At 70.6% G+C, this 13,193-nt stretch carries 11 protein-coding genes; 10 read left to right on the plus strand and 1 reads right to left on the minus strand.

What is annotated here, in order from left to right:
• Positions 1-174 precede the first annotated feature (174 nt).
• The 5 genes from BX283_RS15620 to BX283_RS15640 all read left to right on the plus strand — a co-directional run bounded on the left by BX283_RS15620 (position 175) and on the right by BX283_RS15640 (position 4,334).
• Complete coding sequence (locus BX283_RS15620) at positions 175-1,119, plus strand: metal ABC transporter substrate-binding protein (protein ID WP_101388224.1); 945 nt, start codon at positions 175-177, stop codon at positions 1,117-1,119.
• Positions 1,120-1,160: 41 nt separating this feature from the next.
• Positions 1,161-1,931 carry a metal ABC transporter ATP-binding protein gene (locus tag BX283_RS15625; RefSeq protein ID WP_101388225.1) on the plus strand — a complete coding sequence of 257 codons (771 nt, stop codon included), beginning with the start codon at positions 1,161-1,163 and terminating at the stop codon, positions 1,929-1,931.
• Positions 1,932-1,933: 2 nt separating this feature from the next.
• The gene (locus BX283_RS15630) at positions 1,934-2,827 is read left to right on the plus strand and encodes a metal ABC transporter permease (protein WP_101388226.1); all 894 of its coding nucleotides are present in this window, start codon (positions 1,934-1,936) and stop codon (positions 2,825-2,827) included.
• A gap of 59 nt (positions 2,828-2,886) precedes the next feature.
• The gene (locus BX283_RS15635; protein WP_101388227.1) at positions 2,887-3,306 is read left to right on the plus strand and encodes a Fur family transcriptional regulator; all 420 of its coding nucleotides are present in this window, start codon (positions 2,887-2,889) and stop codon (positions 3,304-3,306) included.
• Between the two features lie 389 nt (positions 3,307-3,695).
• A complete protein-coding gene (locus BX283_RS15640; RefSeq protein ID WP_101388228.1) occupies positions 3,696-4,334 on the plus strand; it encodes a ScbR family autoregulator-binding transcription factor in 639 nt (212 codons plus the stop codon).
• Positions 4,335-4,562: 228 nt separating this feature from the next.
• Here the strand turns inward: BX283_RS15640 and BX283_RS42165 are convergent, their stop codons facing one another.
• Positions 4,563-6,167, minus strand: a complete 1,605-nt coding sequence (locus BX283_RS42165; RefSeq protein ID WP_180357166.1) for an AfsR/SARP family transcriptional regulator — start codon at positions 6,165-6,167, stop codon at positions 4,563-4,565.
• Between the two features lie 684 nt (positions 6,168-6,851).
• Between BX283_RS42165 and BX283_RS15650 the strand changes: the two genes are divergently transcribed.
• From BX283_RS15650 to BX283_RS15665, 5 genes are all read left to right on the plus strand, one after another.
• Complete coding sequence (locus tag BX283_RS15650) at positions 6,852-8,609, plus strand: biotin carboxylase N-terminal domain-containing protein (protein WP_101388229.1); 1,758 nt, start codon at positions 6,852-6,854, stop codon at positions 8,607-8,609.
• An 11-nt stretch (positions 8,610-8,620) separates the two neighbouring features.
• Complete coding sequence (locus BX283_RS15655; RefSeq protein WP_101388230.1) at positions 8,621-10,477, plus strand: 2-oxoacid:acceptor oxidoreductase subunit alpha; 1,857 nt, start codon at positions 8,621-8,623, stop codon at positions 10,475-10,477.
• Positions 10,470-11,537: a 2-oxoacid:ferredoxin oxidoreductase subunit beta gene (locus BX283_RS15660; RefSeq protein WP_101388231.1), complete on the plus strand. Its 1,068-nt coding sequence runs from the start codon at positions 10,470-10,472 to the stop codon at positions 11,535-11,537. The genes BX283_RS15655 and BX283_RS15660 overlap by 8 nt, the downstream gene beginning before the upstream one ends.
• Positions 11,538-11,673: 136 nt before the next feature.
• Positions 11,674-11,805, plus strand: coding sequence for a hypothetical protein (locus tag BX283_RS41585; protein WP_257582867.1), 132 nt, complete (start codon positions 11,674-11,676; stop codon positions 11,803-11,805).
• Between the two features lie 141 nt (positions 11,806-11,946).
• Positions 11,947-13,179: a cytochrome P450 gene (locus BX283_RS15665; protein ID WP_101388232.1), complete on the plus strand. Its 1,233-nt coding sequence runs from the start codon at positions 11,947-11,949 to the stop codon at positions 13,177-13,179.
• Positions 13,180-13,193: the final 14 nt, after the last annotated feature.

The raw sequence follows: 13,193 nt of genomic DNA on the forward strand, positions 1-13,193 counted from the left end.
CTCTTCATTACGACGACGACGAACGGCGAATGCCTCAGATTAGCGGCGGCCTCCACCCCTGGATCAAATCGGTATCCCCGCGCAGCCCGGAGCGCGGCTCGGAGCATCCGTCGGACAGGTGCCCTGACCACGGCTTGTTGACAATCGTTTCCACTTTTGTTGAAAATGACTGTCATGAACGTACGACGCCTCATACCCGCCGCCGCCCTCTCCGCCGCCGCGGTGCTCGGCCTCAGCGCCTGCTCGGGCTCCGGCACCGGGACCACGAAGGACGGCAAGCTCGACGTGGTGGCGTCGTTCTACCCGATGCAGTACCTCGCGGAGCGCATAGGCGGCGACCACGTCTCCGTACGCAACCTGACCAAGCCGGGCGTCGAGCCGCACGACCTGGAGCTCAGCCCGAAGCAGACCGCCTCCCTCGGCGAGGCCGGTCTGATCGTCTACCTCAAGGGCATCCAGCCCGCCGTGGACAAGGCCATCGCGCAGTCCGGTGCCAAGCACACCGTCGACGCCGCCGGCCTCACCAAGCTGGAGGACCACGGCACCGAGGTCGGCCACGACCACGAGGGCGAGGAGCACCACGGCGAGAGCGAGGCCGGCGCCGACCCGCACGTCTGGCTGGACCCGGTCAAGTACGCCGAGGTCGCCCAGGGCGTCGGCAAGGCCTTCGAAAAGGCCGACCCCGACCACGCGGCGGACTACAAGAAGAACACCGACGCCGTGGTCAAGGACCTCGGCGCGCTGAACGGGAAGTTCGCGGCGGGCCTGAAGAACACCGCCACCAAGACCTTCATCACCACCCACTCCGCCTTCGGCTACCTCGCCGAGCGCTACGGCCTGACCCAGGAGGGCATCGCGGGCATCGACCCCGAGGCCGAGCCGAGCCCGGCCCGGGTCAAGGAGCTCCAGTCCATCGCGAAGAAGGACCACGTCGACACGGTCTTCTTCGAGACACTGGCCAGCGACAAGACCGCGAAGACCCTGGCGAAGGACACCGGTCTGAAGACGGATGTCCTGGACCCGCTGGAGGGCATCACCAAGAAGTCCAAGGGCGAGGACTACCTCCAGGTGATGGAGTCCAACCTGGCCGCGCTCCAGAAGGCGCTCGGCGCGAAGTGAGCACTCCCCCGTCCGCATCCGGCACATCGGAGGCACCCGTGATGGACCCCGTGAAGGAACCCGTCATATCCCTGCGCGGCGCCACGGCCACCCTCGGCTCGCGCCCGGTGCTGCGCGGCGTCGACCTCACCGTCCGGCGCGGCGAGGTCGTCGCCCTGCTCGGCGCCAACGGCTCCGGCAAGTCCACCGCCGTACGCTCGGCGATCGGCCAGGTGCCGCTCACCGGCGGCAGCATCGAGCTGTTCGGTACGGAGCTGAAGCGCTTCCGGGACTGGGCCCGCGTCGGCTATGTGCCCCAGCGCACTACCGCCGCCAGCGGGGTCCCGGCGACCGTCCGCGAGGTCGTCGCCTCGGGGCGGCTCTCCCGTACGAAGCTGGGTCTGCTCGCCAGGGCGGACCGGGCGGCCGTGGCCCGGGCCATCGAGCTCGTGGGCCTCGCCGACCGCGCCAAGGACTCGGTGAACGCCCTCTCCGGCGGCCAGCACCAGCGCGTTCTGATCGCCCGCGCGCTCGCCTCCGAGCCCGAACTGCTGATCATGGACGAGCCGATGGCGGGCGTCGACCTGGCCAGCCAGGAGATCCTCGCCGCGACCCTGCGCGAGCAGGTCGCGGGCGGCGCGACCGTCCTGCTCGTGCTCCACGAGCTCGGCCCCCTGGAGCCCCTGATCGACCGCGCGGTGGTGCTGCGCGACGGCTGCGTCACCCACGACGGCCCGCCGCCCAAGGCCACCGGCCAGCACGCCCTGCCGGGCCACGACCACGTCCACCCCCACTCGGCCGCCGAGCCGATCCGTACAGGACTGCTGACCTGATCATGGAAATCCTCCAGACCGCCTTCATGCAGCGGGCGCTCATCGCGGCCGTCCTGGTCGGCATCACCGCGCCCGCCGTCGGCATCTACCTGGTCCAGCGCCGCCAGGCCCTGATGGGCGACGGAATCGGCCATGTCGCCATGACCGGCGTCGGCCTCGGCTTCCTGCTCAACGCCAGCCCGGTGTGGATGGCGACGCTCGTCTCCGTCGTCGGCGCCGTGACGATGGAGCTGATCCGGGCGTACGGCAAGACGCGCGGCGACATCGCGCTGGCCATGCTCTTCTACGGCGGTATGGCGGGCGGTGTGCTGCTGGTCAACCTCTCGGACACCGGCTCCAACGCCAACCTCTCCTCGTACCTCTTCGGCTCGCTCTCCACCGTCTCGGACTCGGACGTCACCTCGATCTGCGTGCTCGCCGCGTTCGTGGTGCTGGTCACGGTCGGGCTGCGGCGGCAGCTGTTCGCGGTGAGCCAGGACGAGGAGTTCGCGCGCGTCACCGGCCTTCCGGTGCGGGCCCTGAACCTGCTGATCGCGGTGACCGCCGCGATCACCGTCACGGTCGCCATGAGGGCCGTGGGGCTGCTCCTGGTCAGCGCGCTGATGGTGGTCCCCGTGGCGGCCGCTCAGCAGGTCTCCCGTTCCTTCGCGGTGACGTTCGTCCTCGCGGTGGTCATCGGCACGACGGTCACCCTGGCCGGAACGGTCACCTCGTACTACCAGGACGTGCCGCCCGGTGCGACGATCGTGCTGCTCGCGATCGGCGCGTTCATCGCCCTGACCGCGCTCGCCGCGCCCCTGGCGCGCAGGCGTGCGCGGGTGGCCGAAACCGTCGCGGAACAGTGCACCCTGGAGGTGCCGGGGTCGCGTACCGGGGCCGACGAGGCCACGGTCTGACCCCGACCTGGCAGAATGGCCCGACGACGTGAGCGGGCGACGGTTAGAGGGAGGCACCTGTGGCGACGGCTGGACCACCCGTACGCGGCCGGTCGACCAAGCAGCGGGCCGCCGTGGCGGCGGCTCTCGACCAGGTGGACGAGTTCCGCAGCGCGCAGGAGCTGCACGACATGCTCAAGCACCGGGGCGACTCGGTGGGGCTGACCACGGTCTACCGCACCCTGCAGTCGCTCGCCGACGCCGGTGAGGTCGACGTGCTGCGCACCAGCGACGGCGAGGCCGTCTACCGGCGCTGCTCGTCGGGCGACCACCACCACCATCTGGTCTGCCGGATGTGCGGCAAGGCGGTCGAGGTCGAGGGCCCCGCGGTGGAGAAGTGGGCCGAGGCGATCGCCGAGCAGCACGGCTTCGTCAACGTGGCGCACACCGTGGAGATCTTCGGCACCTGCGCGGAGTGCGCGGCGGCGGCCGAGAAGTAGGCACGCGGGACGTTACGAAAGGGGCCCCGGGACTCGTTCCCGGGGCCCCTTCGCGTATCCGGACCGCCACCCGGATCGACACCCTGATCGCCCCCGGAGAGCGCCACTTGCAGACCGGATGTCCCGTTCGTACTGGGCCCGGAGCCCGGATCCGGCCGTAGGCGTTTGACTGGATTAAGCCGTCAGAACATACGTCAATATCGCCCTATCACCCACTGAAGTGCAGGTCAGTGAGGCGGAGTGCGGAGGGGTCCGGGCCAGCCGGGAGAGGCTTTGGGCCACACTCAAGCAGGACTAAAGAAACCGTCGGGTTGGTTTCTATACAATCTTCCTCCTGGCTCCTGTCCTCCAGAAGCCCCCTCCTTCCTGCGCGACAACGGAGTTTCCCCATGAGCAAGCAGCAACGGGCTGAGCGGACGCGGCAGACGCTGATCCTGGCGGCGGCCGAGGTGTTCGACACGGACGGTTTCGCCCCCTCCTCCCTGACCACGATCAGCACCCGGGCCGGTGTCAGCAACGGGGCCCTGCACTTCCACTTCGTCAGCAAGAACGCCCTGGCCGAGGCCGTCGGCGACCACGCCATGGCGTCCCTGCGGCAGATCGCGCGCCCGCGCGAGGCCGGGCAGGGCCGCTCGCTCCAGCTCCTCGTGGACACCACGCACGCGCTGGCGTTCCGGCTCGGCGACGACGTCATCCTGCGGGCCGGGTTCGGGCTCAGCTCCGACGCGACCTGGAAGGGGTCGACGGACCTGCGCCAGTACTGGGTCGACTGGGTCGGCGACGTGCTGACCGGGGCCGCCGCCGAGGGCGCGCTCGCCGAGGGGGTCGCGGTGGAGGACGCCAAGGCGGTGATCGCGGCGACCACCGTCGGCTTCGAGGCGATGGGGCGCAGCCAGCCGCGCTGGTTCTCGCGCCAGATGTTCGGCAAGTTCTGGGGGCTGCTGCTGCCCCGGCTGGCCCGGGCCGACGCGCTCGGCTCGCTGAGGCCGGACGGCAGCCCGGGGCTGGTGGCGGCGCTGCCGCTGTAGAGCCCGCTGACCGGCACTGCCGGCGGATCTCGTCCGCGCCACGGAACTCCCGCACGCCGTGGCCGCAAGGGCGTGCCGGGCCGGGCCGGATCCGCCGCGCACGGCACTCCCGGGTGCCGAAACGGTTCGGGCGCCGAGGTGAGTGCGTGTCCCGCCCCCCGACGGGACACGGACTCACCTCGGCGCCCGAACGCGTAGACGCCGCCGGGCCCGTGGGCCCGGCGGCGGTCAGGCTCCGATCCGCCGGGGCGGCCGGGCGAAGGGTGCCGAGTACGCCGCGGCAGCGGCGGCCGAGCCCGGCCGGGCGTACACCTCGCACACCCGCCGGTGCCGCGCGGAGCCGTCGGCCGGGCCGTAGGAGACCTCGGGTCCCGCGGCCAGCCGCGCGGACTCGCAGGCGATGATCTCGCCAGGCGCGGCCAGCGCGAGGAGCCGCTGCCCGAGGTCCAGGAGCGCCCCGTTGACGGACTGCGGGGCGCCGGGGTCGCCGGGCGCGAAGCGCACCAGCGCCCGGCCGGTCACCACGGCCGCGTGCAGGGTCAGGTCCCGTTCGGCGGGCGAGCGGTGGACGGCCGACCGGCCGGGCGGGGTGACCGCGTCGCGTACGGCGGCGGCCGCCCGGAGCGCGCGCAGGGCGGCGCCGTCGCCCTCCTCGTCCTCGTCCCGGAACAGACCGAGCGAGACCGGGCCGACGGAGCCGACGACACGGCCGCCGAAGTGCTCGATCCGTGTGCGCGTCGCCGCACTGACCCGCTCCAGCGCCTCGTCCAGGTCGGCCGCCCGGTCGAGGTGGTGTGCCTCGTCCGGGCGGAGCGCCCCGGGGGCGACCCTGGCCTGCACGAGGAGCACGCTCAGATCCTGGCGTTGCAGCACATCCGGCCGTACGACCGCCCGTTGGGGCACGGCGACCGCGCGCGGGGCCGCCGCCCACTCAGGGGCGTGGCCATGCCTGCGGTGGCCGGAGACGGCGGTCAGGGTACGGCGGCGGTCGGCGCGTTCGCACGGCTGGTCGGCGGCGGGGACGGGCGCCAGGGCCGCAGGCTGCGCGGGAGCGGCGGCCGGGCGCGCGGATGCCAGGCCCAGGGACGGGTCGTGGGCGAGGATCGCCCGCTGGAGGCGGCGCAGCTCGTGGCCGGGCTCCAGGCCGAGGTCCTCGACCAGCGTGGCGCGCAGCCGGTTGTAGACGGTGAGCGCGTGGGCCTGGCGCCCGCAGCGGTACAGGGCCAGCATCAGCTGCCCCGAGCTGCGCTCGCGCAACGGCTCGGCCTCGACGGCGGCTTCCAGCTCGCCGAGGACCGCGTAGTGCTGCCCGGACGCCAGCTTCGCCTCGAAGTAGTCCTCCAGGACGTCGAGCCGGGCGTTCTGCAAGGCCGTCAGCTCGGGCCACACGACGCCGGTCTCGGCGAGGTCGGCGAGCGCCGGTCCGCGCCACAGGGCGAGCGCCGCGCCGAGCGAGGCGACGGCCGCCTCGGGCCGCCCGCCCGCGAGTTCGGCCCGCCCCTCGCCGACCCGGCGCCGGAAGACGTGCAGATCGATCTGGTCGGGGTCGGTGCGGATCAGATACCCGGGCGCCCGGGTGACCAGCTCGGCCGCGCCTTGGGGGCCCTCGGCGAGGATCCCGCGCAGCCCCCACACCGCGTTCTGCAGGATCTTCCGCGCGGTGACGGGCATGTTGTCCGCCTGCCAGAGCACGGAGAGCAGCCGGCTCGTCGGGACGACCTGGTTGGCCTGCAACAGCAGATAGCCCAGCGTCGCCCGCTGCTTGGTTCCCCCCAGAGGGACCTGCCGATCGCCGGACACCACCTCCAGCGGGCCCAACATCCTGAAGCGCATAGCTCCCCCCCGGTCCTGTGTGCACGTCGTGACGCAATGACTTGTTGAAGACAATACAAACCGGTATCCCGGTTTGTCAAAGCTGGGAAACTGGGTGAAATCCCCCAAAAGGTTCAATCGATTGGCGGGTTCCGGCCGGTGCGTGCGGTGCGCGAGCAGAGGAACCGTACGACAGGTCGGTTTTGCTGTGTCTTGCGGGGTGGTCACCGCACCCGGGCGTACGGGCGACGCCCAGAAGAGGCCCGTCCGCTCCGCTTCACCGGGCTTCCCCTTCAACCGGCTTGAGGGTCACTGCACCTGTCGATAGAGCGGCGAATTAAAGGATTCCGTTTCCCGCGATCGGGGCGCGATCCGGGCGCGATGGGGAATGCGCGACAACAGCCGATCTCCCGATGGGAGGGCGAAGTCAACCCCGAAGTGATTTCCGTCAATTCCCTGCGCGTCAGAGCCGCTCGGGATGGGCCCCACCTGCGCCGCGGCCCCGACTCCCGGGCACGTCAGGGGCGTTGGGCGGGCCCGTCCGGCACCCGGCACTCCCCGTTTGATTACCGGACGGTGGACAACTGCGGAGTAACGCCGGATACGGTCCCTCCAGGATGCTTCGAGGGTGCCGCTGTACAAACCACTCGGCGTTTCGTTCTCGATCTTTCCGCTTCAGCGCCCGCAAGTTGAGGAGCAGTCGTCGTGCGCAAGGTGCTCATCGCCAACCGTGGCGAAATCGCTGTCCGTGTCGCCCGTGCTTGCCGGGACGCCGGGATCGGGAGCGTAGCCGTCTACGCCGATCCGGACCGGGACGCTCTGCACGTCCGCGCGGCCGACGAGGCGTTCGCCCTGGGCGGTGACACCCCGGCCACCAGCTACCTGGACATGAACAAGGTCCTCCAGGCGGCCCGGGACTCGGGAGCCGACGCCATCCACCCCGGCTACGGCTTCCTCTCCGAGAACGCCGAATTCGCCCAGGCCGTCCTGGATGCCGGCCTGACCTGGATCGGCCCGCCGCCGCAGGCCATCCGCGACCTGGGTGACAAGGTCGCCGCCCGCCACATCGCCCAGCGCGCCGGCGCCCCCCTCGTCGCCGGCACCCCCGACCCCGTCTCCGGCGCCGACGAGGTCGTCGCGTTCGCCGAGCAGCACGGCCTGCCCATCGCCATCAAGGCGGCCTTCGGCGGCGGCGGACGCGGCCTCAAAGTCGCCCGCACCCTCGAAGAAGTCCCCGAGCTCTACGACTCCGCCGTGCGCGAAGCCGTCGCCGCCTTCGGCCGCGGCGAATGCTTCGTCGAGCGCTACCTCGACAAGCCCCGCCACGTCGAGACCCAGTGCCTGGCCGACACCCACGGCAACGTCGTCGTCGTCTCCACCCGCGACTGCTCGCTCCAGCGCCGCCACCAAAAACTCGTCGAGGAAGCCCCCGCCCCCTTCCTGAGCGAAGCCCAGAACGCGGAGCTGTATGCCGCGTCCAAGGCCATCCTCAAGGAAGCCGGCTACGTCGGCGCCGGCACCGTCGAGTTCCTCGTCGGCACCGACGGCACCATCTCCTTCCTCGAAGTCAACACCCGCCTCCAGGTCGAACACCCCGTCACCGAAGAAGTCACCGGCATCGACCTGGTCCGCGAGATGTTCCGCATCGCCGACGGCGAGGAACTCGGCTACGGCGACCCCGAGATCCGCGGCCACTCCTTCGAGTTCCGCATCAACGGCGAAGACCCCGGCCGCAACTTCCTGCCCGCCCCCGGCACCGTCACCCTCTTCACCCCGCCCACCGGCCCCGGCGTCCGCCTGGACGCCGGCGTCGAATCCGGCAGCGTGATCGGCCCCGCCTGGGACTCCCTGCTCGCCAAGCTCATCGTCACCGGCGCCACCCGCGAACAGGCCCTCCAGCGCGCCTCCCGCGCCCTGGCCGAGTTCAAGGTCGAAGGCATGGCCACCGCCATCCCCTTCCACCAGGCCGTCGTCACCGACCCCGCCTTCACCGCCGACCCCTTCCAGATCCACACCCGCTGGATCGAGACCGAATTCGTCAACGCCATCCCCGCGTTCGTCCCCCCTGCGGCCGATGGCGACGACGAAACGTTCACCGAGCGGGAGTCGGTGGTGGTCGAGGTCGGCGGCAAGCGCCTCGAAGTCTCCCTGCCCTCGTCCCTTGGCATGTCGCTGGCTCGCACGGGCCTGGCGGCCGGAGCGAAGCCGAAGCGCCGCGACAAGAAGAAGACGGGCTCCGCCATTTCGGGTGACGCGCTGGCGTCCCCGATGCAGGGCACGATCGTCAAGGTCGCCGTCGAAGAAGGCCAGGAAGTCCAGGAAGGCGACCTCATCGTCGTCCTGGAGGCCATGAAGATGGAACAGCCCCTCAACGCCCACCGCTCCGGCACCATCAAGGATCTCGCCGCGGCCGTGGGCGCGTCCGTCACGTCCGGCGCCACCATCTGCGAAATCAAGGGTTGAGGAGCCACTCCATGCTGAAGGAAGTCAAGCGCCTTGATCGGGTGATCATCCGCTTCGCGGGTGATTCGGGTGACGGGATGCAGCTCACGGGTGACCGCTTCACCTCGGAGACCGCCTCGTTCGGCAACGATCTCTCCACCCTGCCGAACTTCCCCGCCGAGATCCGCGCCCCCGCAGGCACCCTGCCCGGGGTCTCCAGCTTCCAGCTCCACTTCGCCGACCACGACATCCTCACCCCCGGCGACGCGCCCAACGTGCTGGTCGCCATGAACCCCGCCGCCCTCAAGGCCAACCTCGCCGACGTACCGCGCGGCGCGGACATCATCGTCAACACCGACGAGTTCACCAAACGCCCCATGGCGAAGGTCGGTTATGAGACGTCCCCTCTGGAGGACGGCTCCCTGGAGGCGTACAACGTCCACCCGGTGCCGCTGACGACGCTCACCGTGGAGGCGCTGAAGGAGTTCGGCCTGCCCCGCAAGGAGGCCGAGCGCTCCAAGAACATGTTCGCGCTGGGGCTGCTGAGCTGGATGTACCACCGGCCCACCGAGGCCACCGAGGCCTTCCTGCGGAAGAAGTTCGCCAAGAAGCCCGAGATCGCCGAGGCGAACGTGGCGGCGTTCCGGGCGGGCTGGAACTTCGGTGAGACGACGGAGGACTTCGCCGTCTCCTACGAGGTCGCCCCGGCCACGCGCGCCTTCCCCGCCGGTACGTACAGGAACATCTCCGGGAACCTGGCCCTCGCCTACGGGCTGATCGCCGCCTCCCGCCAGGCCGACCTGCCGCTCTACCTCGGCTCGTACCCCATCACCCCGGCCTCCGACATCCTCCACGAACTGTCCAAGCACAAGAACTTCGGCGTCCGCACCTTCCAGGCCGAGGACGAGATCGCCGGAATCGGCGCAGCTCTCGGGGCCGCCTTCGGCGGATCGCTCGCCGTCACCACCACCTCCGGCCCGGGCGTGGCGCTCAAGTCCGAGACCATCGGCCTGGCCGTCAGCCTCGAACTGCCGCTGCTCATCGTCGACATCCAGCGCGGCGGCCCCTCCACCGGCCTCCCCACCAAGACCGAACAGGCCGACCTGCTCCAGGCGATGTACGGCCGCAACGGCGAAGCGCCGGTCCCGATCGTGGCGCCGAAGACCCCGGCCGACTGCTTCGACGCGACCCTCGACGCCGCGCGGATCGCGCTGACGTATCGCACTCCGGTGTTCCTGCTCTCCGACGGCTACCTGGCCAACGGTTCCGAGCCGTGGCGCATCCCCGACACCGACGAACTGCCCGACCTCCGCGTCCAGTTCGCCACCGTCCCCAACCACACGCTGGCCGACGGCACCGAGGTGTTCTGGCCCTACAAACGCGACCCGCGGACGCTGGCCCGGCCGTGGGCGGTCCCGGGCACCCCGGGCCTGGAACACCGCATCGGCGGCATCGAGAAGCAGGACGGCACGGGCAACATCTCGTACGACCCCGCCAACCACGACTTCATGGTCCGCACCCGCCAAGCGAAGATCGACGGGATCGAGGTCCCCGACCTGGAGGTCGACGACCTTGGCGGGGCGGACACCCTGGTCCTCGGCTGGGGTTCGACCTACGGGCCGATCACCGCCGCCGTGCGCCGTCTGCGCGCCGAGGGCGTGCCCATCGCGCAGGCCCATCTGCGCCACCTCAACCCCTTCCCGAGGAATCTCGGCGAGGTGCTGAGGCGTTACGAAAAGGTGGTCGTCCCCGAGATGAACCTCGGCCAGCTCGCCACGCTGATCCGGGCCGAGTTCGTGGTCGACGCGCAGTCGTACACCCAGGTCAACGGCATGCCGTTCAAGGCGGAGCAGCTCGCGCAGGCCCTCAAGGAGGCCATCAATGTCTGAGACGACGACGGCACGTAACCTGCTCTCCCTCGTCCCGAAGGCCGAGGCCCGGCAGTCCATGAAGGACTTCAAGTCGGACCAGGAAGTGCGCTGGTGCCCCGGCTGCGGCGACTACGCCGTCCTCGCCGCCGTCCAGGGCTTCATGCCCGAACTCGGCCTCGCCAAAGAGAACATCGTCTTCGTCTCCGGCATCGGCTGCTCCAGCCGCTTCCCGTACTACATGAACACCTACGGGATGCACTCCATCCACGGACGCGCCCCCGCCATCGCCACCGGCCTCGCCACCAGCCGCCAAGACCTGAGCGTCTGGGTCGTCACCGGCGACGGCGACGCCCTCTCCATCGGCGGCAACCACCTCATCCACGCCCTCCGCCGCAACGTCAACCTCAAGATCCTCCTCTTCAACAACCGGATCTACGGACTGACAAAAGGCCAATACTCCCCCACCAGCGAAGTCGGCAAAATCACCAAGTCGACACCCATGGGCTCACTCGACGCACCCTTCAACCCGGTCTCCCTGGCCCTCGGAGCCGAAGCCTCGTTCGTCGCCCGCACCATCGACTCCGACCGCAAACACCTCACCGAGACCCTGCGCGCCGCCGCCGACCACCCCGGCACCGCCCTCATCGAGATCTACCAGAACTGCAACATCTTCAACGACGACGCCTTCGAGATCCTCAAGGACCACGACCAGGCCCAGGAGGCGGTGATCCGCCTGGAGCACGGGCAGCCGATCCGCTTCGGCGCAGACCTGCACAAGGGCGTCGTACGCGACCCCGCCACCGGCGACCTCCAGGTGGTCGAGGTGACCCCGGAGAACGAGTCGCGGATCCTCGTCCACGACGCCCACGCGGCCTCCCCCACCACCGCCTTCGCCCTCTCCCGCCTCGCCGACGCGGACACCCTGTACCAGACCCCGATCGGCGTCCTGCGCAGCGTGACCCGGCCGGTGTACGACACGCAGATGGCGGACCAGCTGGACCGGGCCATCGAGCAGCGTGGCAAGGGCGAGCTCGGCTCCCTGCTCGCGGGGCAGGACACCTGGACGGTCATGCCCTAGTCCGGAATCAGCACAGTCTCCGGAAGCAGCACCGTCCGGAATCAGCACCTCAGAAACACCCAGGATCCCCGGTGGTAAACCGGGGATCCGGTTTTGTTATTGTCCCTCTCGTCCCAGCATTGGGGGGGGAGGACACATGAGCGCATGGCTGTACTCCGTCGTGAGTGACGGTCTCGCGGGGCGCGCGCTCAGCCACGCCGTGCTCCCCTCCGCCGTGGACATCCCGCTCTTCCCGCCCGGCCGTCGCTGTCCGGGCCCACCTCGATGACTGGCCGGATCGACTGCTCCGACGGGTGTCCCACCCTCGGCGGCGCGTCCGGGAACGGCACCCGCATCGACGTACATCTCCCTCTGCGCCGACAGTAGTCGGCACAGACACACGCCCTCACCGTCCTTACGGAGCACCTCCATGCCCCAGCAGCAATGCCCGTTCGCCATCGACGCCGCCGGTACCGACATCCACGGCGAGATCGCCCGCATCCGCGAGCACGGCCCGGTCGCCCGGATCGAGCTGCCGGGCGGCGTGGCCGCCTGGTCGGTGACCAGCGCCGACGCCGCCAAGAGCCTGATGACCGACCCGCGCGTCTCCAAGGACGCCGAGCGGCACTGGCCCGCCTGGATCAACGGCGAGATCCCCCGGACCTGGCCGCTCGCCATCTGGATATCGGTCCGCAGCATGATCACCGCGTACGGCGAGGAGCACAGCCGGCTGCGCAAGCTGACGTCCAGGGCGTTCACCGCGCGCCAGACGGCCGCGCTGCGCCCGACGATCGAGCAGATCGTCTCCGACCTTCTCGACAAGCTCGCGGACACCCCGCAGGGCCAGCCGGTCGATCTGCGCAAGGCGTTCGCGAGCCCGCTGCCCGTCCAGGTGATCTGCGAGCTCTTCGGCGTCCCGGAGAGCGCCCGCGACCGGCTCTGCCGCCTCATCGACATCACCTTCCTCACCGAGGTGACCGCCGAGGAGGCCGAGGCGACCGGGCGCGAACTGTACGCGGCGCTCAACGAGTTCATCGCCTTCAAGCGCGCCAACCCCGGCAACGACATGACCACCGACCTGATCGCCACCCGCGACGAGAGCGACGGCAGCGGTCTGACCGAGGTCGAGCTCGTGGACACCCTGCTGCTGATGATCTCGGCCGGGTTCGAGACCGTGGTCAATCTGATCGACCAGGCCGCGTACGCGCTGCTCACCCACCCCGAGGAGCTGGCGCGCGTGCGGCGCGGCGAGGTCGCCTGGGAGGACGTGGTCGAGGAGACCCTGCGCTGGGAGCCGCCGGCGGCCCATGTGCCGCTGCGGTACGCCGTGGAGGACATCGAGATCGGCGGCGTGGTGATCCCCCAGGGCGAGCCGATCCTGGTCGCGCTCGCCGGGCCCGGCCGCGACCCCGAGGTGCACGGCGAGGACGCCGACCGCTTCGACCCGTCGCGCCCGCTGCGCCGCGAGCACCTGGCGTTCGGGCACGGCGTCCACTTCTGCCTGGGGGCGCCGCTGGCCCGCCTGGAGGCGACGGCGGCGCTGTCGGCCCTCTTCGAGCGCTTCCCGGACCTGGCCCTCGCCGCCCCGGGCGAACAGCTCGCCCAGCTCCCGTCGTTCATCTCCAACGGCCACCGGGAACTGCCGCTCCTGCTGAACGGCTGACGGACGCAGGGGCC

It is taken from the genome of Streptomyces sp. TLI_146 (assembly GCF_002846415.1).
Classification (GTDB): Bacteria; Actinomycetota; Actinomycetes; order Streptomycetales; family Streptomycetaceae; genus Streptomyces.

Coding starts and splice junctions, on each gene's coding strand:
- BX283_RS15620 (WP_101388224.1), top strand. CDS start 175: ATGAACGTACGACGCCTCATACCCGCCGCCGCCCTCTCCGCCGCCGCG.
- BX283_RS15625 (WP_101388225.1), top strand. CDS start 1,161: ATGGACCCCGTGAAGGAACCCGTCATATCCCTGCGCGGCGCCACGGCC.
- BX283_RS15630 (WP_101388226.1), top strand. CDS start 1,934: ATGGAAATCCTCCAGACCGCCTTCATGCAGCGGGCGCTCATCGCGGCC.
- BX283_RS15640 (WP_101388228.1), top strand. CDS start 3,696: ATGAGCAAGCAGCAACGGGCTGAGCGGACGCGGCAGACGCTGATCCTG.
- BX283_RS42165 (WP_180357166.1), bottom strand. CDS start 6,167: ATGCGCTTCAGGATGTTGGGCCCGCTGGAGGTGGTGTCCGGCGATCGG.
- BX283_RS15655 (WP_101388230.1), top strand. CDS start 8,621: ATGCTGAAGGAAGTCAAGCGCCTTGATCGGGTGATCATCCGCTTCGCG.
- BX283_RS15660 (WP_101388231.1), top strand. CDS start 10,470: ATGTCTGAGACGACGACGGCACGTAACCTGCTCTCCCTCGTCCCGAAG.
- BX283_RS41585 (WP_257582867.1), top strand. CDS start 11,674: ATGAGCGCATGGCTGTACTCCGTCGTGAGTGACGGTCTCGCGGGGCGC.
- BX283_RS15665 (WP_101388232.1), top strand. CDS start 11,947: ATGCCCCAGCAGCAATGCCCGTTCGCCATCGACGCCGCCGGTACCGAC.